The organism is Janthinobacterium sp. 67, from assembly GCF_002797895.1.
Lineage (GTDB): Bacteria > Pseudomonadota > Gammaproteobacteria > Burkholderiales > Burkholderiaceae_D > Janthinobacterium.
Genome location: NZ_PGES01000001.1, coordinates 3,264,725 through 3,289,486, shown reverse-complemented (window position 1 = coordinate 3,289,486; position 24,762 = coordinate 3,264,725). Strand labels below are relative to the sequence as shown.

Annotated in this window: 20 protein-coding genes; 17 read left to right on the top strand and 3 right to left on the bottom strand. The window is 63.8% G+C overall.

Translation table 11 applies throughout. From position 1 onward, the window contains the following. The first annotated feature begins 195 nt into the window (after positions 1–195). Positions 196–1,794, top strand: coding sequence for a malate dehydrogenase (quinone) (gene mqo, locus CLU90_RS14770; RefSeq protein WP_198511217.1), 1,599 nt, complete (start codon positions 196–198; stop codon positions 1,792–1,794). Between the two features lie 98 nt (positions 1,795–1,892). Here the strand turns inward: mqo and CLU90_RS14765 are convergent, their stop codons facing one another. Beyond that, a complete protein-coding gene (locus tag CLU90_RS14765; RefSeq protein ID WP_092711529.1) occupies positions 1,893–2,525 on the bottom strand; it encodes an RNA pyrophosphohydrolase in 633 nt (210 codons plus the stop codon). Positions 2,526–2,729: 204 nt separating this feature from the next. Here CLU90_RS14765 and CLU90_RS14760 point away from each other — a divergent pair, with 204 nt between their 5' ends. Together CLU90_RS14760 and CLU90_RS14755 are read left to right on the top strand one after the other, a co-directional pair. After that, positions 2,730–4,469, top strand: a complete 1,740-nt coding sequence (locus CLU90_RS14760; RefSeq protein ID WP_092711527.1) for a proline--tRNA ligase — start codon at positions 2,730–2,732, stop codon at positions 4,467–4,469. Next, the gene (locus CLU90_RS14755; RefSeq protein ID WP_092711525.1) at positions 4,466–5,092 is read left to right on the top strand and encodes a lytic transglycosylase domain-containing protein; all 627 of its coding nucleotides are present in this window, start codon (positions 4,466–4,468) and stop codon (positions 5,090–5,092) included. The genes CLU90_RS14760 and CLU90_RS14755 overlap by 4 nt, the downstream gene beginning before the upstream one ends. Positions 5,093–5,235: 143 nt before the next feature. Here the strand turns inward: CLU90_RS14755 and CLU90_RS14750 are convergent, their stop codons facing one another. Both CLU90_RS14750 and ffh read right to left on the bottom strand, forming a co-directional pair. Further along, positions 5,236–5,631, bottom strand: coding sequence for an SWIB/MDM2 domain-containing protein (locus tag CLU90_RS14750; RefSeq protein ID WP_071650146.1), 396 nt, complete (start codon positions 5,629–5,631; stop codon positions 5,236–5,238). 430 nt (positions 5,632–6,061) lie between these two features. Further along, entirely contained in the window at positions 6,062–7,429 is a 1,368-nt protein-coding gene (ffh, locus tag CLU90_RS14745) for a signal recognition particle protein (RefSeq protein WP_034746567.1), read from the bottom strand. A gap of 239 nt (positions 7,430–7,668) precedes the next feature. Here ffh and CLU90_RS14740 point away from each other — a divergent pair, with 239 nt between their 5' ends. From CLU90_RS14740 to CLU90_RS14675, 14 genes are all read left to right on the top strand, one after another. Further along, positions 7,669–8,178: a sigma-70 family RNA polymerase sigma factor gene (locus CLU90_RS14740; RefSeq protein WP_092711523.1), complete on the top strand. Its 510-nt coding sequence runs from the start codon at positions 7,669–7,671 to the stop codon at positions 8,176–8,178. After that, positions 8,175–9,182, top strand: coding sequence for a FecR domain-containing protein (locus CLU90_RS14735; protein WP_198511216.1), 1,008 nt, complete (start codon positions 8,175–8,177; stop codon positions 9,180–9,182). The genes CLU90_RS14740 and CLU90_RS14735 overlap by 4 nt, the downstream gene beginning before the upstream one ends. Positions 9,183–9,276: 94 nt before the next feature. Further along, positions 9,277–11,475 carry a TonB-dependent siderophore receptor gene (locus CLU90_RS14730; RefSeq protein WP_198511215.1) on the top strand — a complete coding sequence of 733 codons (2,199 nt, stop codon included), beginning with the start codon at positions 9,277–9,279 and terminating at the stop codon, positions 11,473–11,475. A gap of 110 nt (positions 11,476–11,585) precedes the next feature. Continuing rightward, complete coding sequence (locus CLU90_RS14725; protein ID WP_100428271.1) at positions 11,586–11,867, top strand: hypothetical protein; 282 nt, start codon at positions 11,586–11,588, stop codon at positions 11,865–11,867. Beyond that, on the top strand, positions 11,864–13,567 hold the full coding sequence (locus tag CLU90_RS14720; RefSeq protein ID WP_198511214.1) for a PepSY-associated TM helix domain-containing protein: 1,704 nt from the start codon (positions 11,864–11,866) through the stop codon (positions 13,565–13,567). The genes CLU90_RS14725 and CLU90_RS14720 overlap by 4 nt, the downstream gene beginning before the upstream one ends. Beyond that, complete coding sequence (locus CLU90_RS14715; RefSeq protein WP_100428270.1) at positions 13,564–13,905, top strand: DUF3325 domain-containing protein; 342 nt, start codon at positions 13,564–13,566, stop codon at positions 13,903–13,905. Before CLU90_RS14720 ends, CLU90_RS14715 begins: the two co-directional genes overlap by 4 nt. 91 nt (positions 13,906–13,996) lie before the next feature. Next, positions 13,997–15,184, top strand: coding sequence for an efflux RND transporter periplasmic adaptor subunit (locus tag CLU90_RS14710; RefSeq protein WP_100428269.1), 1,188 nt, complete (start codon positions 13,997–13,999; stop codon positions 15,182–15,184). 5 nt (positions 15,185–15,189) lie between these two features. Continuing rightward, positions 15,190–17,184, top strand: a complete 1,995-nt coding sequence (locus tag CLU90_RS14705) for a MacB family efflux pump subunit (protein WP_100428268.1) — start codon at positions 15,190–15,192, stop codon at positions 17,182–17,184. A 153-nt stretch (positions 17,185–17,337) separates the two neighbouring features. Continuing rightward, a complete protein-coding gene (locus CLU90_RS14700) occupies positions 17,338–18,327 on the top strand; it encodes an ABC transporter substrate-binding protein (RefSeq protein WP_442906701.1) in 990 nt (329 codons plus the stop codon). 231 nt (positions 18,328–18,558) lie between these two features. After that, positions 18,559–19,362, top strand: a complete 804-nt coding sequence (locus CLU90_RS14695; protein WP_092711509.1) for a cytochrome C assembly family protein — start codon at positions 18,559–18,561, stop codon at positions 19,360–19,362. Beyond that, entirely contained in the window at positions 19,359–19,619 is a 261-nt protein-coding gene (locus CLU90_RS14690) for a PP0621 family protein (protein WP_092711507.1), read from the top strand. Before CLU90_RS14695 ends, CLU90_RS14690 begins: the two co-directional genes overlap by 4 nt. 119 nt (positions 19,620–19,738) lie before the next feature. Beyond that, entirely contained in the window at positions 19,739–20,818 is a 1,080-nt protein-coding gene (locus tag CLU90_RS14685) for a sigma 54-interacting transcriptional regulator (protein ID WP_332870868.1), read from the top strand. Then, positions 20,796–21,407, top strand: coding sequence for a 1,6-anhydro-N-acetylmuramyl-L-alanine amidase AmpD (ampD, locus tag CLU90_RS14680; protein WP_092711503.1), 612 nt, complete (start codon positions 20,796–20,798; stop codon positions 21,405–21,407). Before CLU90_RS14685 ends, ampD begins: the two co-directional genes overlap by 23 nt. Positions 21,408–21,799: 392 nt before the next feature. Continuing rightward, on the top strand, positions 21,800–24,751 hold the full coding sequence (locus tag CLU90_RS14675) for a ribonucleoside-diphosphate reductase subunit alpha (RefSeq protein ID WP_100428266.1): 2,952 nt from the start codon (positions 21,800–21,802) through the stop codon (positions 24,749–24,751). Positions 24,752–24,762: the final 11 nt, after the last annotated feature.

The window sequence follows — 24,762 nt, the reverse complement described above, 5'->3', positions numbered from 1 at the left end:
ATTGCCCGCACCTTTGCCACCAGATATTGCTCCTGGTTTATCCCGGAGCGCGGCAGCATGCCTATCACCATCGACCTTGACCTGTCCGGCCGCCCTGGCGTTCCGGCTGGCTGGCTGTTTGCATTCCATGCAGCGATGGTGCCGCCACGGTGGCGCGCAAGAATCATCCTTCAGTATTCATAAACGGAGTTACGTATGCGTAAATCGCTATTACTTTTGATGTCGTGCCTGATCCTGGCGGCATGTAACAAGACCCCTCCGGCCTCGTCCGAAAAACCGGTCGACGTGCTGCTGATCGGCGCCGGCACCATGAGCGCCACCCTGGGCAGCATGCTCAAGGAACTCGATCCGTCGCTGACGATGGAAATGGTCGAGCGCCTCGATTCCGTGGCCGCCGAAAGCTCGGACGCGATGAACAACGCGGGCACGGGCCACTCGGCGTTTGCCGAACTGAACTACACGCCGGAAGCGGCCGATGGCAGCATCGAGACCAAGAAAGCCGTTGCCATCAACGAGCAATTCGAAATTTCCAAGCAGTTCTGGGCTTATCAGGTAGCCAATAAGCACCTGGGCGCGCCGCAAACTTTCATCAACAATGTGCCGCACATGGCCTTTGTGTGGGGCGACGACAATATTGCCTTCTTGAAGAAGCGCTATGCCGCGCTGCAAAAGGAAAACCTGTTCAAGGGCATGCTGTACTCGGAAGACCAGGCGCAGATCGAGCAATGGGCGCCGCTCGTCATGCAAGGCCGTGACAAGGGCCAGAAAGTGGCGGCGACACGCATGGAAATCGGTACCGACGTCAATTTCGGCAACCTCACGCGCGGTCTCGTGAAATACCTGACGGACAGCCACGGCATGGTCCTGCACCTGCGCCACCAGGTGGAAAACATCCAGCGCGGCGCCGATGGCGTGTGGAACGTGACGGTGAAAGACTTGAACGCCGGCAAGGAAAAAACCATGCGCGCCAAATTCGTCTTCATCGGCGCCGGCGGCGGTTCGCTGCCGCTGCTGGAAAAATCGGGCATTCCTGAAGCCAAGGGCTACGGCGGCGTGCCGGTCGGCGGCCAATGGCTGGTGACCACCAATCCGGAACTGGTGGCGGCGCATGCGGCCAAGGTCTACGGCAAGGCGTCCGTCGGTTCGCCGCCGATGTCCGTGCCGCATCTGGACACGCGCATCATCGATGGCAAGAAAGCCCTGCTGTTTGGCCCGTTTGCCACCTTCTCGACCAAGTTCCTGAAAAACGGTTCGTGGATCGACTTGCCTGCCTCGATCGGCACGGGCAATGTAAAACCGATGCTGCAAGCCGGCTACGACAACATCCCGCTGACGAAATACCTGGTGGAACAGGTCATGAACACGCCGGAAGACCGGTTGAAGACCCTGCGCGAATACTTGCCGAACGCCAAGATGGAAGACTGGACCTTGCAAAACGCGGGCCAGCGCGTGCAGATCGTCAAGGATGATCCTGTCAAAGGCGGCTTGCTGCAGTTCGGCACGGAAGTCGTGGGCGCCGCCGATGGCAGCATCGTTGCCCTGCTGGGTGCATCGCCAGGCGCTTCGACCGCGCCGCCGATCATGATCAAGGTGCTGCAAACGGCATTCAAGAGCCGCCTGGCCACGCCGGAATGGCAAGCGAAGATGGTGGAAATGGTGCCGTCGTACGGTCAAAAGCTGAACAGCGACCCGGCCCTGGCCAACAAGATCCGCCACTACAGCAGCAATATCCTGGGTCTGAAGGCCATCACCCTGGACGTACCCGCCGCTGCGCCAGCACCGGCAGCAAACTAAGCCAGCCTGACCGGCAGGGTGTTCCTGCCGGCATGAAAAAAGGGGCAGCCTGTTCAGGCTGCCCCTTTTGCGTGGGAGAGTGCGTTCATTGCGGCGGGCTATCCCTTGCCCGGCAGAATCAGCTCCGGCGTACACCCTTCGGCGGCAATGCCGTCGCAAGGCTTGGCCGGTGCCGTACCGTCCTGTGCCCGTGGCGCATGGGGCTGGCGCAGGTAGCGCGACGTGTGGCGGTGCACTTGCTGTGCGTTGCCATGCACGGGCCAGGTCAGGAAGCGGGACAGCTCCTGCAAGGCGCGCTGGTACACATCGCGTTTAAATTCAATCACGACATCGAGCGGGACCCAGTACTCATGCCAGCGCCAGGCGTCGAACTCGGGATGGTCGGTCAGGCGCAGATTGACGTCGTTATCGCGCGCGCACATTCTCAGCAGAAACCAAATCTGCTTCTGGCCACGGTAATGGCCGCGAATCTCGCGCTTGATGAAGTGGTCTGGCACTTCATAGCGCAGCCAGTCGCGGGTGCGGCCGACAATTTTGACGTGTTCCTGTCTGAGTCCGATTTCCTCTTCAAGTTCGCGAAACATGGCTTGTTCCGGTGTTTCGCCATATTTGATACCGCCTTGCGGAAACTGCCATGAGTGCTCGCGCACCCGCTTGCCCCACCACACCTCGTTCTGGGCGTTTAGCAGGATGATGCCGACGTTGGGCCGAAACCCTTCACGGTCGAGCATAATGCACCTCAAACTTTCTGCGACAGTGCGTCCTTTTTTACATATTTACCCACAACTTCGCAAGCCGGTGACCTTTTCGGGGTGCGAAAAGCGCCGGAATCGCACCAATTGAGCGCATTTGTGTAAAGTATGGACGCATCAGCCAGCTAATCCTTTAAAATTAGGTTGATTATAACCCTCTCTTTTTAAAAAGAATTCACCGTTATGCGCGCCTCCCGTTTTTTTATTTCCACACTTAAAGATGCACCTTCTGACGCGGAAATCGTCAGCCACCAATTGATGATGCGTGCAGGCATGATCAAACGCCTCGGTTCCGGCATCTATACCTACATGCCGATGGGCTTGCGCGTGATCCGCAAGGTGGAAGCCATCATCCGTGACGAGATGAACAAAGCCGCCGCCATCGAACTGCTGATGCCGCTCGTGCAGCCGGCCGAACTGTGGCAAGAGACGGGCCGCTGGACCAAGATGGGCGACGAACTGATGCGCGTGAAAGACCGCCACGGCCGCGAATACGCGATCCAGCCGACGTCGGAAGAAGTCATCACGGACGTCGTGCGCACGGAAATCAAGTCCTACCGCCAGCTGCCGTTGAATTTTTATCACATCCAGACCAAGTTCCGCGACGAGCGCCGCCCACGCTTCGGCCTGATGCGCGGCCGCGAATTCACGATGAAGGACGCCTACTCGTTCGACCGCGACCTGGCCGGCATGCAAGCGTCGTACAAGGTCATGTTTGACGCCTACACTCGCATCTTCACGCGTTTCGGCCTGAAATTCCGCGCCGTGGCGGCCGATAACGGCGCCATCGGCGGTTCCGGTTCGCACGAATTCCACGTCATCGCCCACACGGGTGAAGACGCGCTCGTGTACTGCCCGACGTCCGACTACGCCGCGAACATGGAAGCGGCCGAAGCGCTGCCGCCAGCGGGCGAGCGCCCGGCCGCCGCCCAGGCGCTGACGAAAACGGCCACGCCGGACACCGTCAAGTGCGAAACCGTGGCTGCCTTGCTGGGTATCGAGCTGTCGAAGACCGTGAAAACCATCGCCCTGACGGTGGAAACGACGGGCAAGGACGAGAAAGTCACGAAACAGCATTTCATGCTGCTGCTGCGCGGCGACCATGAATTGAACGAGATCAAGGTGGGCAAGGTTGCCGGCCTGGCCGGTCACCGTTTCTCGACGGAAGCGGAAATCCTGGAAGTCTACGGCACGATTCCCGGCTACTTGGGTCCGATCGGCACGAAGGCCCCGGTCACCGTGGTGGCGGACCGCACGGTCGCCCACATGAGCGACTTCGTGTGCGGCGCGAATGAGGCCGGTTTCCACTACACGGGCGCCAACTGGGGCCGCGACGTGGCCGAGCCTGCCATCGTGGCCGACTTGCGCAATGTCGTCGCCGGCGACGCTTCGCCGGACGGCCAGGGCGCGCTTGCCATCGAGCGCGGCATCGAAGTGGGCCACGTGTTCCAGCTGGGTACGGCGTACTCGGAAAGCATGAAAGCCACCTTCCTCGATGAAAACGGCAAGCCTGCGCCGCTGCAGATGGGTTGCTACGGCATCGGCGTGACGCGCATCCTGGGCGCCGCCATCGAGCAGAACTTCGACGACAAGGGCATCATCTGGCCCGCGTCGATCGCGCCGTTCGAGGTCGTGCTGTGCCCGATGGGCATGGACCGCAGCGAACTGGTCAAGGAAGAGACGGAGAAGCTGTACGCGGCCCTGCAAGGCGCTGGCGTCGATGTCATCGTCGACGACCGTGGCTTGCGTCCAGGCGCCATGTTCGCCGACTGGGAGCTGATCGGCGTGCCGCACCGCATCGTCATCGGCGAGCGCGGCCTGAAAGAAGGCAAACTGGAATACCAGGGCCGCCGCGATGCGGAAGCGACCGGCGTGGCGCCGGACGAGATCGTCGCCTTCATCCAGGGCAAAATGGCGCAGTGAAGCGTCTATCGGTAAGCAAGACGGCTGGCGCGCTCGCGCTGGCCGCCTGCCTGGCCTGCGTCTCTCCGGCGCAGGCCGGCAACCAGAAGGAGGAGGCGCTGGCCGACTCCGTCCGCCTGGCGCTGTCGCATGCGATCCGCGACGAACGCCCACCGCAACCCAAATTTGCCACGCCCGCCGACTTGCAGCGCTACCAGCAATGGCTGTCGCAGATGTCGTCGCGCCTGCAGCGCAAGCTGCCGGACGCCCAGCTGCGCACGGAATTCCTGGAAACCGTATGGTACGAATCGCGCCGCGCGGGCCTCGAGCCGGCCCTCGTGCTGGGCCTGATCCAGGTGGAGTCGGCCTACCGCAAATATGCCGTCTCGCTGGCCGGCGCGCGCGGCTACATGCAGGTGATGCCGTTCTGGACGGGCGTCATCGGCGACCATGACCGCAGCAAGCTGTTTCACATGCAGACGAATCTGCGCTACGGCTGCGCGATCCTGCGCATGTACCTGGACATGGAAAAGGGCGATTTGTACCTGGCGCTGGGGCGGTACAACGGCAGCCGGGGTAGGGCCGAGTATCCGAATGCGGTCAGGGCGGCTTGGAGCAAGTGGGAATTCAAGCCGGCCGGGTGATGGGCTGGGGTCGGGTTTCATGTTTTTTAAACCCCACCGCAACGGCCGGGGTCAGACCCGACAGGGTCTGACCCCAAAAAAAATGCCCCGCTCGCGGATGCGGCGGGGCACTCACACGGCGTAGACGCCCTGTGCGTATCTGATTATTTCAAATGATCGGAGATCAGTTTGGTCATTTCAAACATGGAGACTTGGGCTTTGCCGCCGAAAACTGCTTTCAGCTTGTCGTCCGCATTGATCATGCGGCGGTTGGCCGGATCTTGCAGATCGAGTTTTTTGATGTAATCCCATACCTTTTTGGTCACTTCCGTGCGCGGCAGTGGAGCTGCGCCAACAACGGCGGCCAGATCTTTCGATGGCGTCATTGCTTTCATGAATGCTGCGTTTGGCTTGCGTGGTGTTGCCGGTGCTGCCGCTTTCTTCGCCGCTGCAGGTTTAGCTGCCGCTTTGGCTGCGGGTGCTGCTTTCTTGGCGGCTGCAGGCTTGGCTGCTGCTGCTTTGGCTGGCGCTGCTACTGGGGTTTTTTTGGCTGTTGCCATCTTCGAGCCTCCTTAACAAACACATGGGAAATTGCGCAATTAATCGCACGGCTAATATTGGTGTGGATTTACCTAGTATGCAAGTGTTTTTCACGTTTTCACGAGGAAAAAGCAGCGAAATGACGCGCCTGTCTCCCGGGCGCACCGCTTGGGGGCGCGGAATGGCGTTTTTGCCCGTAAATGGCATGGTTGCTGGCTATGCGGGCAGGGGCGCTGCGGGGGAGGAAAGAAAGGATGCCGGACACATGAAAATGCAATCCGGCATTATTTAGAACGATGTTTTTTGACTTGAACTACGCCTCACGCGGCGTAAAAAAGGCCTTCAAAATCACAGCGAGCGGATGGTATTTGTGGCCGAGAAGCGCAACCGTACTAAAGTACGGTGAGCATCGCCGGCCGCAAAGACCACCGCGCAGCGGATTTTGAAGCCTTACCTCATTCCCGGCATCATGCCCTTCATACTGCGCATCATCTTCATCATGCCGCCGCCCGACAATTTCTTCATCATCGTCTGCATCTGCTCGAATTGCGTCAGCATGCGGTTCACTTCCTGCACCTGCACGCCGGCGCCGGCGGCGATGCGGCGCTTGCGCGTGGCCTTGATCAGTTCAGGCTTGGCGCGTTCCTGCGGCGTCATCGAATCGATGATGCCGCACATGCGGCGCACCTGTTTGTCGGCTTGATCCATGTTCTTGCCGCCTGCCGCCTGCTGGAACTGGGCCGGCAGCTTGTCCATCAGGTTGGCCATGCCGCCCATTTTCTTCATCTGGCCCAGTTGCGCCTTGAAATCGTTCATGTCGAACTTGCCGCCGACCTTGATCTTCTGCGCCAGGTCGGCCGCCGCCTTGCTGTCGACGCCCTTGCGCGCCTCTTCCACCAGGGCGAGGATGTCGCCCATGCCCAGGATGCGGTTGGCCATGCGGGTCGGGTCGAACGCTTCCAGGCCGTCGAGTTTTTCCGAGACACCGGCAAACTTGATCGGTTTGCCCGTGATGTGGCGCACGGACAGGGCCGCACCGCCGCGCGCATCGCCATCGAGCTTGGTCAGCACGATACCGGTCAGCGGCAGCGCATCGTTAAAGGCTTTGGCCGTGTTGATGGCGTCCTGCCCCAGCATGGCGTCGACGACAAACAGGGTTTCGATCGGTTTCACGGCGCCGTGGACGGCGGCGATTTCGCGCATCATCTCTTCGTCGATACCGAGACGGCCCGCCGTATCGATGATCAGCACGTCGTGGTAATGCTTTTTCGCCCAGTCCAGCGCGGCCAGGGCGATATCGACCGGCTTGTCCGTGCTGGTGGACGGGAAGAAGTCGGCGCCCACCTGGGCGGTGACCGATTGCAGCTGGGCGATCGCGGCGGGACGGTACACGTCGGCCGAGACGGTCAGCACTTTCTTCTTCTTTTCTTCCTTCAGGTACTTTGCCAGCTTGCCGACGGTGGTGGTTTTACCCACACCCTGCAGACCGGCCATCAGGATGATGGCGGGCGGCTGCTGCGCAAAGCTGATCTGCGACGCTTCCGGTCCCAGGTCGGCGCCCATCAGGGCGGCCAGCTCGCGCTGCACCACGCCTACCAGGGCCTGGCCTGGCGTGAGCGAGGAAATGACATCCTCGCCCATGGCTTTTTCTTTGACTTTGGCGATGAATTCGCGCACGGCGGGCAGGGCGACGTCGGCTTCGAGCAGCGCCAGGCGCACTTCGCGCAGCATGTCGGCGGTGTTCGCTTCGGTCAGGCGCGCCTCGCCGCGCATGGTCTTGACGACTTTGGCAAGCCGTTGGGTGAGATTATCTAGCATGATGAACCTGCAATGAAAAGCTTGGGAGTGGGCGGCGCAAGCCGGACGATGGCCGCCATTTTACCTTATCGCGGGTGGCTGGCGGTCCCGCGCTGCACCGCCTGGCGGTTGGCCGGCGTTTGAATTACTTGGTATTTCTGGCAATGCCGAGATTGCATGAACGGCAGGAACGCGGTTAGAATGAGAATAATTCTTATTTACATTCTCGGGCACCGTACGCCCGGGCGGAAAGGGATGCCATGTCGGCCGCCGATTTTGCACAGCAACAAGACCTGCACGCGCTCTACAGCAGCCATCACGGCTGGCTGCAGGGCTGGCTGCGGCATAAGCTGGGCAATGCGGGCGAGGCGGCGGATCTGGCGCAAGACACCTTCGTCAGCGTGCTGACGGCCGATGCCGCGCCGCGGATCCGCGAAGCGCGGCCTTTCCTGGCCACCATCGCGCGCCGCCTGGTGGCGCACCGCTACCGCCGGCAAGTGCTGGAAGACGCCTATCTGGAAGCGCTCGCTTGCCTGCCGCCGGAAGTGGCGCCCGCGCCGGAAGAACGGTTGCTGGCGCTGGAAGCCTTGCAGGAAATCGACCAGGCCCTCGACGGCTTGCCCGCGCCCGTGCGCACGGCGTTCTTGCTGGCGCAACTGGAGGGACTCAGCTATACCGAGATCGCCGCGCGCCTGAACGTGTCGGCCAGTTCGGTCAAGCAATACCTGACGCGCGCCAACCGCCAGGTATTTTTCTCGCTGCCGGCATGAGCAAGGTGGGGAGTGTTGCGGCCCCGGCGGCCATCCGCGAGGACGTGCAACAGCAGGCGGCCGAGTGGCTGACCATGCTGATGTCGGGCGAGATGGACGCGGCGCGGCAGGCCGCCTGGCAGCGCTGGCGCGAGGCGGACCCGGAGCATGCGCGGGCCTGGCGGCATATCGAGGCCGTGTCGCGGCGCTTCGACGGCTTGCACCGCGGTGCGGCCGCGCAGGCGCTGGCCGGCACGCAGCAGCAAGCCGTCAACGGCAAGCGGCGCCAGTTGCTGGCGTGGCTGGGCGTGGCGGCCGGCGGCGCCATGCTGGCCGCGCAGACGGATGCCTGGGATGGCGTGCGCACCCTGCGCGCCGACTATCGCACGGCCACGGGCGAGCGGCGCGAGGTGGCGCTGGACGATGGCAGTGTGCTCAGCCTGAATACGGGATCGGCCGTGAACGTGCGTTTCGACGCCAGCCGCCGCCTGATCGAACTGCTGGCCGGCGAGATACTCGTCGCCAGCGGCCATGGCGCCGGCAGCGGCGCGCCTTTGGTGGTGGCCACGCGCGAAGGCCTGGTGCGCGCGCTGGGCACGCGCTTTGCCGTGCGCCAGCAGGATGGCTACAGCGCCGTGGACGTGTTTGACAGCGCCGTTGAAATCCGTCCCCGCGACGGCAGCGGCGCACCCTTGCTGCTGGCGGCCGGGCACGGCGTGGCATTTTCCCGCCAGGCGCCCGATGCGCCGCACGCCCTCGGTGCGTATGCGGACGCCTGGTCGCGCGGACAGCTGATCGTCGACGACGTGAGCCTCGGCGATTTCCTGGCCGAACTGGCCCGCTACCGCCCCGGCGTGATCGACTGCGCACCGGCGGTGGCGCAGCTGCGCCTGTCGGGCGTGTTCCCGCTGGCCGACACCCAGCGCATCCTGAACATGCTGCCCAACTCATTGCCGGTGCAGGTGCGCAGCCGCACGCGCTACTGGGTGACGGTCGAACCGGCCATGTCATTAAAAAATATTTAGCCATCCGGCTGCCCGTTTTTCGTTTTCGCGGCACCTACAGAGTAGGGCGCCTGTTTTTCACCGTCTGATGACGCCACTACTATCAGGAACTTGCATGTCTCACGCTTTGAATTTTGTCAGTTTGCCATCCTCTCACTGCGCATTGCGTCCGCTGGCGCAAGCGGCTGCGGCCCTGTGCCTTGCCGCCAGCCTGCCGGCCATCGCGCAGCAGGCGCCAGCCACCCCCGCCGCCGAGCAGACCATGCTCGGCGTGTCCGTCACGGCGGGGCGCGATGCGACAACAGAGGGCAGCGGCTCCTACACGACGGGCGTGAGCAATACGGCAACCAAGCTGAACCTGTCTCTGCGCGAGACGCCGCAGTCGGTCAGCGTGCTGACGCGCCAGCAGATCGACGACCTGGGCATCACGACCCTGGACGACGCGGTGCAGTCGATCACGGGGCTGGTCATGCAAAAGGGTAACTTTACGGGCGATTCGGGCAGTTTCAGCGCACGCGGCTTCCCCGTCGATAACATCCTGTTCGATGGCTTGCCCACCAGCCTGGGCGCGAACAACACCTTCAATGGCGACAATGACGACCTGGCCATCTACGACCGCATCGAAGTGGTGCGCGGCGCCACGGGCTTGATGACGGGCAGCGGCACGCCCAGCGCGGCCATCAACATGGTGCGCAAGCGCCCGACGGCCACGCCGCAAGCGTCACTCTCGGCGAGCGTGGGCAGCTGGAGGAACTACCGCCTGGAAGCCGATGCGGCCAATGCGCTCAATGAAGCGAAGACCCTGCGCGGGCGCATGGTCGTGACGGTGCAGGACAAGAAGGATTTTGTCGACGTGCTGCATGGCCGCAACCACCAGCTGTACGGCATCATCGAAGCGGATCTGCGCCCCGACACCACCTTGACGGTGGGCGCGCACTACCGCAAGACGGACAACGACGGCGTCTCGACGGGCGTGGTGACGGCCGCCGACGGACGCTTTTTGAATTTGCCCCGTTCCACTTACCTGGGCAGCGATTTCGACGACTGGCGCCAGACGGACAAGACCATCTTCGCCGAACTGGAACACCGCTTCGCCAATGGCTGGAAGGCCAAGCTGGCGGCCACGCGCAAGACGCCCGAGATCGACACGACGTTTTCCGGCATCAACCGCCGCGGCGACACCCTGCGCTTCAATTCGCAAAGCTACCGCGCCGAGCTGGCCAACACCAGCTATGACGCCTATGCGAGCGGCAGCTACAGCCTGTTCGGCCGCGAGCACGAGCTGACCGTCGGCGCCAGCCACCGCCGTTCGTCGAAAAACAGCTATGGCGGCTGGGCGCCATACAGCTGGGGCGCGGCGGCGCCGGTGCTCGACCCGTTCCACTGGGATGCGGGCAGCGTGGCGCGTCCCGTCATCAACTACGCGCAGTGGCGCACGGCCAGCATCACCGAGCAAAGCGGCGTGTATGCGGGCACCCGCATGCGCCTGGCCGACCCGCTGTCGCTGGTGCTGGGCGGGCGCGTGAGCTGGTACAAGGACGATGCCGGCTACTCGGTGGCGCGCGAATTCACGCCGTACGCCGGCGTCGTGTATGACCTCGACAAGCAGCATTCCGTGTACGCCAGCTGGACCGAAATCTTCCAGCCGCAGGCGGCCACCGACGCCCATGCGCAGCCATTGAAGCCGATCAGCGGCACCAACTATGAAGCGGGCGTGAAGGGCGAATACTTCGGCGGCGCCCTCAATGCCAGCGCGGCCGTGTTCCAGATCCGCCAGCAAAACCGTGGCGTGGACGACCTGGCCGGCCCGAACCCGTGCCCGGGCAGCACCTGGGGCTATTGCCAGCGCGCGTCGGGCGAAGTGCGCAGCGAAGGCGCGGAGCTCGACGTGGCGGGCGCGCTGACGCCGGACTGGCAGCTGTCGGCCGGTTTTACGTATGTGAAGGCGCAATTCAAGCGCGACAGCGATCCGGCCAATATCGGCAAGGATTTCAACAGCCGCTATCCGCGCCAGCAGCTCAAGCTGGCCACCAGCTACCGCCTGTCCGGCGCGGCGCAGGGCTGGCGCGTGGGCGCTTCCGTGTACGGGCAGGGCGCGACGGAGTCAGACGACGGCACCTACCATCTGCGCCAGGGCCGCTACGCGATCGTGGGCTTGAACGCGGCGTGGCAGATCGACAGCCGCGCCGAGCTGCGCCTGAATGTCAACAATGTGCTCGACAAGCACTACTACCAGAGCATCTATTCCGATGTCTTCGGCAACATGGTGGGCACGCCGCGCAACCTGATGCTGACCTTGAACTACAAACTGTAAACAACCGCTTTTGAATGATCTATCTTGATGAAGGATGCCTGGCTTATGGAAGTGCAGTTGAATCTGGCCCGCGATGGCGCGCGCCAGCGTATGCCGCAGGGAGCGCCGCGATGATGAAAGCGACCCACATGATGTTGTTCTCGCGCGTGCTCGCCGCCGTCTTTGGCGGCTATGCACTGACGTCCGGCGTGGCCGTGCTGCTGGCGGCCGTGCTGCCGCTGTCGCGCGCCGAAGCCGTGCTGACGGCCACCCTGAGCGCCTTCGTCGTCTATACCTGCGCCGTCATCTGGGTCTTTGCCGTGCAGGACCTGCGCCGCGCCTGGCTGGGCATGCTGCTGCCGGCCATCGCCTGCGGCGGCCTTGGCCTGCTGCTGTCGCGGGGTGCCGCATGAACGCCGTCAAGGTAGACAAAGTGGCCAAGACGCCGCAGCAGGGCGGCTTGCGCCAAGCCATGGCCTGGCTGCATACATGGAGCGGGCTGTGGATTTCCTGGCTGCTGTTCGCCATTTTCCTGACCGGTACCCTGGCCGTCTTCGACGAACCGATCACCCACTGGATGACGCCCGAACATGCACTGGAAGAGGCGGCCCATGCGAACGATCCGCCGCTGCCGAAGGTCACAGATCGTGGGCACCGCCTGGAACTGGCGCTCGACTTCATGACGAAGGAACACCCGAAGGCGGACATGTGGGAAATCTGGCCCGTGCAGCGTCCCGGCCACGGCCTGTCCGCCTACTGGTTCCAGCCCGCCGGCGGCTATGGCTCGGCGGATCTCGACCCGCTGACGGGCGCCGTCATCGAACATGCGCGCGAGGCAACGCAGCGCGACACCATCGGCGGCCACCATTTCGTCGATTTTCATTACGAGCTGCACGCGGGACGCATCGGCGTGTGGATCGTTGCCATCACCACCATGATCATGCTGGTGGCGCTGGTGAGCGGCGTCATCACGCACAAGCGCATCTTCAAGGATTTCTTCACCTTCCGCCCGGCCAAGGGCCAGCGCTCGTGGCTCGACGCGCACAACGCGGTGGCCGTGCTGACGCTGCCGTTCCAGTTCATGATCGCCTACACGGGCCTGGCCTTCTTCAGCGATGACTACGTGCCGGCCCCCGTGGCGGCGCAATACGGCATGGACAACGCCAAGAAGGCCTTCCTGGCCGACTGGAACGATGTGGGCAAGCCCGTCAAGACTGGCCAGCCGCTGGCCATTCCCGCGCTGGAACCGTTCGCGCTGCGCGCCGAACAGGCCATCGGCCAGGACATCCGCGCCGTGGTGCTGGACAACCCGAACGACGCCTCCATGCGCGTGTGCATGTACGGCTGGAATGAAGAGACGGACACGATGGAACGCCTCAGCGCCAATACGGGCAGGGCCTGCTATGCGCTGGCCACGGGCGAACAGGTCGCCTTGCGCCGGCCCGGCGAATCGGATACGGGCGGCGCGGGCCTGACGCGCGCCGTCATGTCGAACCTGCACATGGCGGGCTTTGGCGGCACGCCGATGCGCTGGCTGTACTTCTTCTGCGGCCTGGCTGGCACTGCCATGATGGGCACGGGCGCCATCCTCTTCATGGTCAAGCGCCGCCAGAAGTCCGGCGGCGAGTTCGGCGCCTATACGCAGCGCGTGTACCGCATCGTCGCCTGCCTGAACGTGGCGGCCATTGCCGGCCTGTCCATCGCCTGCGTGGGCTTCCTGTGGGCCAACCGCCTGATCCCCGTCGGCGTCGAACACCGCGCCGGCTGGGAATTGCGCGCCTTCTTTGGCGTGTGGTTTGTGATGCTGGCGCACGCCTGCCTGCGCGCGGAAAAGCGCGCGTGGATCGAGCAACTGGGCTTGCTGGCCGCCCTGTGTTTGCTGCTGCCCGTGCTCAATGTACTGAGCACGGGTGACAATCTGGCGGCGCAGGTCGCGCGCGGCGATTGGGAAAGCGCCGGCGTGGAACTGGGCGGCATGGCCTTCGGCCTGCTGGCCGCCTGGGGCGCGTGGAAAGTCCGCCAGCGCAAGGAAAAGCCCGTGAAAAAGGCCGCGGCCAGGGAAAGCGCCGCGCCCACGGCCAGCCTGCAAATCAATACGGAAGGACAGTCATGATCCCTGCCATCCTGTGCGCGCTGGGCCTGTCGTATGCGGGCATGGCCAGCCTCTGCTTGGCGATGGACCGCCACCATGGGCAGGTCTGGGGCAGGGACGCGGCGCCGAACGTGCGGCGCGCGCTGCAACTGGCGGGCGCGGTCCTGCTGGCGCTGGCCATCTGGCCCTGCGTGGCCGGCTGGAGCGCCACCGTCGGCGTCGTCGCCTGGCTCGGTTTCCTATCGGCCGGCGCGCTGCTGGTGGCCCTGCTGCTGCCGTATGCGCCCCGCTTGCTGTTGTGTAGTTCCCTGCTGGCAGCCGTCGCCGCGCTGGCAGGTCTTGTGACGTTCATGCGGTGATATTCACCGCCATTTTCAAGGATAGACCGATGCACTTTTCACGCCTGGCGACACCGATTGATGTTTTGAATGTACTGAAAGCGGCTGCCTGATGGCGGCCCGCCTGCCTACGCGCCGCGCCCGCATCCTGGGCGGCGTGGTCTTGCTGGCGCTGTTCGGCGCCGGCGCCCTGTGGGCCACGCGCGGCCCGAGCACCGTGTTCGACACGGCGCCCGTCAAGCGCGGCAACATCGAAGCGAGCGTCACGGCCATCGGCACCCTGCAGCCGCAAACCTACGTCGACGTGGGCGCGCAGGTGTCGGGCCAGATCACGCGGCTGCACGTGCAGCCGGGCAGCGACGTCGATAAAGGCCAGTTGCTGGCCGAGATCGACCCCAGCGTGCAGCAGGCCACGGTCGATGCGGGCCGCGCCGCGCTGGCGGGCTTGCGCGCGCAGCTGGCCGACCAGCAGGCGCAGCACCGCCTGGCGGGCCAGCAGCACGTGCGCCAGAAGCAGATGGCCAAGTTCGATTCGACCCCCTTGGCCGACTTGGAAACGGCCGAAGCCACCCTGGCCTCGGCCGGCGCCAAGATCGACCACCTGAGGGCGCAGATAGCCCAGACCCAGGCCAGCCTGAAGGCGGACGAGGCGCGCCTCGGCTATACGCGCATCTACGCGCCGATGGCCGGCAAGGTCGTGGGCCTCGATGCTAAGGAAGGGCAAACCCTGAACGCCACGTATCAGACGCCGAACATCCTGCGCATCGCCGACCTGTCGGCCATGACGGTGTGGACGGAAGTGTCGGAAGCGGACGTGCGCCGCGTGCGCCCGGACATGCCCGTGTATTTCACCACCCTGGGCGGCGACCAGCGGCGCTGGAGCGGCAAGGTGCGCCAAGTGCTGCCCGCGCCGCCGGTGCCCGGCGGTTCCGCCGCCGGCACGGCCCTGGCGCCGTCGAGCAGCAAGGTGATCTTGTATACAGTGCTGTTCGACGTTGATAACGCCGATGGCGAACTGATGCCGCAGATGACGGCGCAAGTGGTGTTCGTCACTGCGGCGGCGAACAATGTGCTGGCCGTGCCCTTGCCGGCCCTGAGACCGTCGACGGAAGAAGGCGCCAAGCCGGGGCAGTTCACGGCCCGCGTGATGGATGCGGACGGCAAGGTCGATACGCGCGCCGTCACCGTGGGCGTGCGCAACCGCCTCAGCGCGGAAGTGCTGCAAGGCTTGCGCGAAGGCGAATTGCTGGTCACGGGCGAACAGCCGGCCGGCAGCGGCAGCAGCAGGTTCCAGCTGTGAGCGCGATGAGCGAGGCCAGGTCGCTGGGACAAGCCGGAGAAGGCGGCCAGCCGGCGCCACTGATTGAACTTGCCGGCATCCGCAAGCGCTACGGCGGCCACGATGGCGCGCCGGCCGTGGAAGTGCTGCGCGGCCTGACCTTGTCGATTGGCGCCGGCGAATTCGTCGCTATCGTCGGCGCGTCCGGTTCCGGCAAGTCGACCCTGATGCATCTTCTTGGATGCCTGGACCGTCCCAGCGACGGCACGTACCGCTTCGCCGGCCAGGACGTGGCCAGCCTGAATCCCGATGAACTGGCGTGGCTGCGGCGCGAAGCGTTCGGCTTCGTCTTCCAGGGTTATCACCTGATCGCCACGGAATCGGCACGCGAAAACGTGGAAGTGCCGGCCCTTTACGCGGGCATGCCCGCCGCGGCCCGCCATGCGCGCTCGGAAGCGCTGCTCAAGCGCCTGGGCCTCGGCGAGCGTTTGGATCACCGGCCGAACCAGTTGTCGGGCGGGCAGCAGCAGCGCGTGTCGATCGCGCGCGCGCTGATGAATGGCGGGCGCATCATCCTCGCCGATGAACCGACGGGGGCGTTAGACAGCAGCAGCGGCGCCGAAGTCATGGCCCTGCTGGGCGAACTGGCCGACGCGGGCCACACCATTATCCTCATTACGCATGACCGCAAGGTGGCGGCCCAGGCGCGCCGCGTAATCGAGATCAGCGATGGCGAAATCGTGGCGGACTCGGGCGCCGTTGCCATTCCCGCCACGTCGACGGCCCTGCCGCCGCTGGACATGTCGCGCGCCGCCCACGATACAGGGGCGTCGCTGGGCACGGAATTGCTCGACGCGGCCCGCGCGGCCTGGCGCGTGCTGTGGATCAACCGCTTCCGCACGGGATTGACCCTGCTGGGCATCGTCATCGGCGTCGCTTCCGTGATCGTCATGCTGGCCATCGGCCTGGGCACGCGCCAGCAGGTGATGGCGCAACTGGGCGCCTTCGGTTCGAATCTGCTGTACATGGCGTCGCGCGGCGAAAGTTCGCGCATCCCCGGGCGCAGCATCACCCTGGCCGACCTCGATGCGCTCAAGGACGTGCCGGGCATTTCCCACGTGCTGCCGAATGTCACGGGCAACAAGGTGATACGCCACGGCAACCTCGACGTGCAGACCTATGTGCGCGGCACGGGGCCGGCCCTGCCGCAGATTCAGACCTGGCCCGTGGCCAAGGGCGGCTTCTTTACCGAGGAAGACGAGCGCGAGATGGCCACCGTGGCCGTGCTGGGCGCGCACCTGGCGGAAAAACTGATGCCCGACGTGCCCAATCCCGTGGGGCAGAGCATCCTGATCGGCAACGTGCCGTTCCAGGTGATCGGCGTGATGAGCGCGAAGGGCGCGCTGACGGGCGAGAAAGATGAAGACGACGTGCTGCTGCTGCCGTTTTCCACGGCTGGCATCCGCGTCTTCGGCCAGCGCGAGCCCACGTACACGGTGATGGCGGTGGACGACGTCAAGCGCGTGACGGAGGTGGAAGCGGCGGTCGACGCCACCATGTTCGAGCGCCACCGCATCCGCGACTACGGCATCAGCAACGCGGCCGCGTCGATCGCCGCCGAAGCGAAGACGCAGGACAACATGACCATGATGCTCAGCCTGATCGCGGCCGTCTCGCTGGTGGTGGGCGGCATCGGCGTCATGAACGTGATGCTGATGACGGTGCGCGAACGCACGCGCGAAATCGGCATCCGCATGGCGACGGGCGCGCGCCGGCGCGACATCCTGCGCCAGTTCCTCACGGAAGCCGTGCTGGTGTCGGTGGTGGGCGGCGTGGCCGGCATCGTGGTCGGCGTGACGGTGGCCGGCTTGCTGCTGGTCTGGGACGTGCCGGTGATCTTTTCGCTCAGCGCCATCGCCGGCGCGTTTGCCTGCGCCGTGGTGACGGGGCTGGTGTTTGGCTTCATGCCGGCGCGCAAGGCGTCGGGACTCGATCCGGTCGTGGCGCTGGCGGGACCGTAATGTCAGACAGTGGCAACAAGGCCGGCGGCGTGGCTGCCGGCAAAAAAATGTTGCCTTGGCTCCAACACGCGGTACTATCTCCTCATAATAAAAAAGCAGTGTTTCGTGTTTTTTGCCCTTGCGGGCACATACCAACCACCACAGGAGAACCCGATGCAGAAAAAATCAACGTTGAAGACCGGTATCGCCGCCGCCCTCATGCTGGCCTTCGGCATGGGCGCCGTGCAGGCGCAGGCGCAGGAAGTCGTGCGCCTGGGTAACTTGAAATTCGCCCATTACGGCGCCGTCTCGTACATCAAGGAAATCGCGCCCAAGTGCGGCATCAAGGTCGAAGAGCATATCTTCGCCAAGGGCCTCGACGTGATGCAGGCCATCATCGCCGGCGAGCTGGACGTGGGCGCGACGGCATCCGAGGCGGCCATTTCCGGCCGCGCCGGCGGCGCGCCCATCTATGTCGTGGCCGGTTTTGCCAAGGGCGGCGCGCGCCTGGTGGCGGGCACGGGGCAAAAGATCGCCAGCGTCAAGGAACTCAAGGGCAAGCGCGTGGGCGTGACGCGCGGCGGCATCCAGGAAGTGCTGCTGCTGGCCGAGCTGGCGCAGGCGGGCCTGACGTATTCCGAAACCAAGGGCAAGGACGTGCAACTGGTGTTCCTCGCCTACGCCGACTTGAACCAGGCGCTGATGGGCAAGAATATCGACGCCATGATGCAGTCCGAGCCGCAGTCGTCGCAGGCCATCAACAAGGGTTTTGGTACGGAAGTCATCAAACCGTACGATACGCCGATCGGCGAACCTGTGCGGACCATGGTCATGACGGAAAAGTTCTACAAGGAACGTCGTCCCGTGGCGGAAAAATTCATGCGTTGCTTCGTCGAAGCAACGAAAACCTTTATCGACAACAAGGCGACGGCGGAAAAATATGTGCGCGAAGTCGTGTTCCGCGGTCAGATCACGAAGGATGACTTCGACGACGCGATCAGCAATTCGCCATATTCGTACGACATTTCGCCCGAGCATATCCAGGTAACCACGGACGTGATGGTGAAAACGGGCGTGGGCCGCATGACGAAGCCGCCCGTGGCCAAGGACTGGGTCAAGACGGACTTGCTGGAGCAGGCGAAAAAGAGCCTGAACGTGAAGTAAACGGGGAGATAGGCAAGGCCCGATGGCCCGTTTAAGCGGGCCATCATTTTTTTGCGACATACTAATATGTACAGGTGGTGCGAAAGATTGCCAAAATCTTGAGGGTGCGCCACCCCGCCGCGCCCGAGGCGCGATATCATGGCAGGCTTGCGGTATCGGCTGGCGGCGAATTGCCTGCAGCCCATACTGCCGCTTGAATCGCGCTTGCCGGCTATGGTGTAAACTTAAACTATGCAGATCTATTTCTTTTTCATCGCCGCCCTGTTGTACGCGGCGTGCGCGGTGCTTCCCTCGTCCCGTGCCCGGCTCATTGCCGGCCTGACCGGCGTCGCCTGGCTGGCCCACGCCGCCACCCTGTGGTTCGACCTGATGGCGCCGGGGACCTTGCGCTTCGGCTTTTCCGCCATGCTGTCGGCCGCGCTGTGGGTGTCAGTGGGCGCTTACTGGATAGAGAACCGCAATTTCAGCCTGGACGGATTGCGCCGCATGGTCATGCCCAGCGCCGTCCTCGCCATCGGCCTGGCCTGGGCCTTTCCCGGCAGCCAGGTCAGCATGGAAGGCAAGTCGGCCGTCTTCGGCTGGCATATTGCCGTGGCCGTGCTCGCCTACAGCACCCTGACGATTGCCGCCTTCCACGCCGTGCTGATGGCGCTGCAGGAATCGCGCTTGCATACGCGCAGCGAAAGCCGCGGCTTCATCGGCAGCGCGCTCGACCAGCTGCCAGCCCTGCTGACGATGGAAAAGCTGCTGTTCCGCATGATCGGCCTGGGTTTTATTTTGCTCAGCCTGACCGTGCTGTCGGGCATCGTGTTTTCCGAACAACTGTTTGGCAAGGCCTTGAACTGGGATCACAAATCCGTGTTTACCATGCTGTCGTGGCTGCTGTTCGCCTCGCTGCTGGCAGGCCGGCGCTTCCGTGGCTGGCGCGGCAAGACGGCCTTGAGTTTCACCCTGGCCGGTTTCGCCACCTTGCTGCTGGCCTATGTCGGCAGTCGTTTTGTACTGGAAGTGGTTTTACACCGAGGATTCGCATGACACGTGTTTTATTCTGGCTGGCGCTGGTGTTCCTGGTGCTGTTTGCGATCCGCAGCAAGCTCCGTGGCATGCAGCAGCGCGCCCGCGCGCAGCAACAGCAGCAGCCGAATCCGTTTGCGCAGCCCGCGCGGCCGCAGGAATTGCCTGATGCCGAGCTGATGCTGTGCTGTGCCCATTGCGGCGTGTACTACCCGGCCTCCGAAAACGTGCAGGCCAAGGGCCACGATTACTGCAGCCACGCGCACGCCACCTTGTAAAGGCAGGCCCGCAGGTACGCTCGCGTTGCTCATCCGTATCGTAACGTCGTCCGGCCTCCGTCCGGCGTAGCATCTGCATGAGGCGGTTCGGCGCCGCCATTGCGGAAAGGCGCGCTTCCATGTCCCGTCCCAATCCTGGTCCGGATACCGTGACCGCCACCGGCATGCCGCCGGCGCCGCAACTGAGCGGCAACTCGCTGCCCATGCAGGCGCTGCGCGCGCAGATCGGCCGCATCGCCCGCTGTGGCGCGCCGGTGGCCATCCGCGGCGAATCGGGCACGGGCAAGGAACTGGCGGCGCGCGCCATTCATGCGCAGGGCGCGCGCGCCGGCTTCCCGTTTATCGCCGTCAACTGCGGCGCCATTCCCGAAGCGCTGATGGAGGCCGAATTCTTCGGCTGCCGGCCGGGCGCCTATACGGGCGCGCTGCACGAACGCCAGGGTTTGTTCCAGGCGGCCCACGGCGGCAGCCTGCTGCTCGACGAAGTGGACGATCTGCCGCTGGCCATGCAGGTAAAACTGTTGCGCGTGCTGCAGGAGCGCCGCGTGCGCAAGCTGGGCGGCAGTAGCGACGAAGCCGTCGACGTGCGCATCCTGTGCGCGAGCCAGCATGGCCTGGCGCGCGGCGTGGCCGCCGGCACGTTTCGCCAGGACCTGTTTTACCGCCTGAATGTGATCGAGCTGGCGCTGCCGCCGCTGCGCGAACGGCGCGGCGATCTGCAGGTATTATGTGAGGTGATCCTCGCGCGCCTGTCGCCGCATCGTGCCGTGAACCTGGCGCCGCCCGTGCTGGCGGCCTTGGGTGCGTATGCGTTTCCCGGCAATGTGCGCGAGCTGGAAAACGTGCTGGAGCGGGCGCTGGCCTTTGCCGACGGCGGCGTGATCGCGCTCGACGGGCTGGCCTTGCCATCCATGGCGGGCGGCACGCCGTTGCGGGCGGCGCCGGCGGTGCCGGCCTTGCCGGAACGGCAACTGAGCCTGCCCGGCATGGCGGCGCATGGCGTGGCCCCCGTCCTGCCGCTGGACGTGTATTTGCGCCAGGCCGAGCGCGACATGATCGTGCGGGCGCTGGTGCAGGCCCGCTACCACCGCGCACGGGCGGCGCGCCAGCTGGGCCTGAGCGTGCGCCAGTTGCGCTACCGCATGCAGAAATTGACGATACAGGAAGCCCTATTTGATGAGTATATGGAAGATAGATGAAGACGGCTGGTGCGACGGCGCGCTGCGCTACGATTCGCCGTACCACGATGCGCGCCCGGACGGGGCACAAGTCGACTTGCTGGTGATCCATAACATCAGCTTGCCGGGCGGCCACTTTGGCGGACCGCATGTGTCGGACTTGTTTACGGGCCGGGTAGATTATAATGCCGATCCTTCTTTCGCCGACCTGCGTGGCTTGCAGGTGTCGGCGCACTTTTTTGTGCGGCGCGATGGTGCGCTGTTGCAATATGTTTCTACTGATCAACGTGCCTGGCATGCGGGCGTGTCCATGTTCGAAGGACGCCCGCAGTGCAATGGCTATTCCATCGGTATCGAAATGGAAGGCGCGGACGACCTGCCTTTCCAGCAGCGGCAATACCATGTGCTGGCGGCGCTGACGGCGGCGCTGGTGGCGCGCCACGGGCTGTCCCAGGTGCGCGGTCACGAACATATCGCGCCGGGGAGGAAGACGGATCCGGGGCCGTTCTTTGACTGGCATTTTTATCAAAAATGCTGGATGGAAACCCTGCGCGGGCAGCCTGCGTTAGCGCTTACTTCGCGGGGATTGGGCTTTCCATCCATGCCCTGAAAAGTCAACCGAAATCGTATATGAAAATACAAAAAATTACGCCGGCGGATGCCGGAAAACTATTGCATCCCCCTCCGATGGGCACTACAATTAGTGCAGAAGTTGGAAGTAAAGACTATATGTAGTGCCATCACAGACGTTTTCAGAATTATTGTCAAAGCTACCCGGATTGCTGATACAGCACTGGAACTGGCGGTTTATCACCCTTGATCGTGTTTTGCGCCAGCCGGGCAGTGCGGTGTGGCGAGATGGATTACTGAGCTGTTTTATGCACTATGAATTTACTATTTAGCAACAAATATCTGAAGAAGCCCTGACCATCGGGCGTTCTATTCAACAACACACGCGGCAGCAAAACTGCAGGCTGACTTTAGCTGACAACGGGAGCTTCAATGCAATCACCACAAGATATTTCCATCCATCCAACGCCAGTATCGCCAGCGCCAGGCGCGGCCAACAGCGTGGCGAGCACGGGCGCGGCATTGGGCGACTATCGCATCATCCGCCGCAACGGCGCGGTGGTGGCATTTGAGCCTTCGAAGATCGCCATCGCCATGACCAAGGCGTTTTTGGCCGTTAACGGCGGCCAGGGCGCAGCCTCGGCACGCATCCGCGAACTGGTGGAACAACTGACCGACGGCGTCGTCGCCGCGCTGGTGCGCCGCCATCCGGGCGGCGGCACCTTCCATATCGAAGACGTGCAAGACCAGGTGGAACTGTCGCTGATGCGTTCGGGCGAGCACGACGTGGCGCGTGCCTACGTGCTGTACCGCGCCAAGCACATGGAAGAGCGCCGCCTGCAGAAGGAAGCGCAAGGCGCGTCCGCGCAAGTGACCGCGCCACAATTGAACGTGCTGGATAACGGCGTGCGCCGCCTGCTGGACATGCAGGAAGTGCGCGACCTGATCAACGCCGCCTGCGCCGGCCTGGAAAAGCACGTCGATGCCGACGCCATCCTGGCTGAAACGGTGAAAAACCTGTACGACGGCGTGCCCGTCGAAGAGCTGCACAAGTCGGCCATCCTGGCGGCGCGCGCGCTGATGGAAAAAGACCCGGCCTACAGCCAGGTCACGGCCCGCATCCTGCTGCACACGGTGCGCAAGGAAGTGTTCGGCAAGGAAGTGCCGCAAGCGGCCGCTGCTAGCGAATACCTGACGTATTTCCCGCAATACATTGCCAAGGGTATCGCCGCCGAGCTGCTGAACCCGGTACTTGCCAGTTTCGACCTGGAGCGCCTGGCCAAAGCCATCGTCGCCGACCGCGACTTGCAGTTCGGCTACATCGGCCTGCAAACCCTGTACGACCGCTACTTCCTGCACATCCAGGACGTGCGCATCGAAATGCCGCAGGCGTTCTACATGCGCGTGGCCATGGGCCTGGCGCTGAACGAAGCGGACCGCGAAGCGCGCGCCATCGAGTTCTACAGCCTGCTGTCCTCGTTCGACTTCATGAGCTCGACGCCGACCCTGTTCAATTCGGGCACCCTGCGCTCGCAGCTGTCGTCGTGCTACCTGAGCACCGTCTCCGATGACCTGGAAGGCATCTACGACGCCATCAAGGACAATGCGCTGCTGGCCAAGTTCGCCGGCGGCCTGGGCAACGACTGGACGCCAGTGCGCGCCCTGGGCGCCCACATCAAGGGCACGAACGGCAAGTCGCAAGGCGTGGTGCCGTTCCTGAAAGTGGTCAACGACACGGCCGTGGCAGTCAACCAGGGCGGCAAGCGCAAGGGCGCCGTCTGCGCCTACCTGGAAACCTGGCACATGGACATCGAGGAATTCCTCGACCTGCGCAAGAACACGGGCGACGACCGCCGCCGCACGCACGACATGAACACGGCGAACTGGATTCCCGACATGTTCATGAAGCGCGTCATGGAAAAAGGCGACTGGACCCTGTTCTCGCCGTCGGACACGCCGGACCTGCACGACAAGGTCGGCAAGGCCTTTGAACAGGCTTACCTGGGCTACGAAGCCAAGGCCGCCGCCGGCGAAATCCGCGTCTTCAAGAAGATCGCCGCGCTGGACCTGTGGCGCAAGATGCTGTCGATGCTGTTTGAAACGGGCCACCCATGGATCACGTTCAAGGATCCTTGCAACATCCGCAGCCCGCAGTCGCACGTCGGCGTCGTCCACAGCTCGAACCTGTGCACGGAAATCACGCTGAACACGGGCCCTGACGAAATCGCCGTCTGCAACCTCGGTTCCGTGAACTTGCCGGCGCACATGAAGGAAGGCAAGATCGACCACGTCAAGCTGGCCAAGACCATCCGTACCGCCATGCGCATGCTCGACAACGTCATCGACATCAATTACTACGCCGTCGACAAGGCGCGCAACTCGAACATGCGCCACCGTCCGGTCGGCATGGGCGTGATGGGTTTCCAGGACTGCCTGCACATGATGCGCGTGCCGTTCGCCTCGGACGCCGCCGTGTCGTTCGCCGACACCTCGATGGAAGCCGTCTGCTACTACGCCTACCTGGCGTCGACGGAACTGGCCGAAGAGCGCGGCCGCTATGAATCGTACGCCGGTTCCCTGTGGGACCGCGGCATCCTGCCGCAGGACTCGGTCAAACTGCTGGCCGAAGAGCGCGGCGGCTACCTGGAAGTCGATTCCTCGTCGGCCATGGACTGGACCCCGGTGCGCGAACGCATCGCCAAGTTCGGCATGCGCAACTCGAACTGCGTGGCGATCGCCCCGACGGCGACGATTTCGAACATCATCGGCGTATCGGCCTGTATCGAACCGACGTTCCAGAACCTGTACGTGAAATCGAACCTGTCGGGCGAATTCACCGAGATCAACGGCTACCTGGTGCGCGACCTGAAGGCGCGCGACCTGTGGGATGAAGTCATGATCTCCGACCTGAAGTACTTCGACGGCTCGCTGGTGAAGATCGACCGCATCCCGCAAGACCTGCGCGACATCTACGCCACCGCCTTCGAAGTGTCGCCAAGCTGGCTGGTGGAAGCGGCTTCGCGTCGCCAGAAGTGGATCGACCAGGCCCAGTCGCTGAACATCTACATGGCTGGCGCATCGGGCAAGAAACTGGACGAGACCTACAAGCTGGCATGGCTGCGTGGCCTGAAAACCACCTACTACCTGCGTACCATCGCCGCCACCCACATGGAGAAATCGACCTCCCGTACAGGCGCCCTGAACGCCGTGGCAGTCGATGGCGGCATGTCGGCCAGCGCGCAAAGCGCCCAGGCAGCGGTCGTGGCGGCAGCAGCGGTGGCCGTGGCGCCGGTAGTGGCGGCGGCAGCGGACGACGCCGATGGCGAAGCTTGCTACCTGCGCCCAGGTGATGACGGTTTCGAAGAATGCGAAGCCTGCCAGTAAGATTTTAGTTG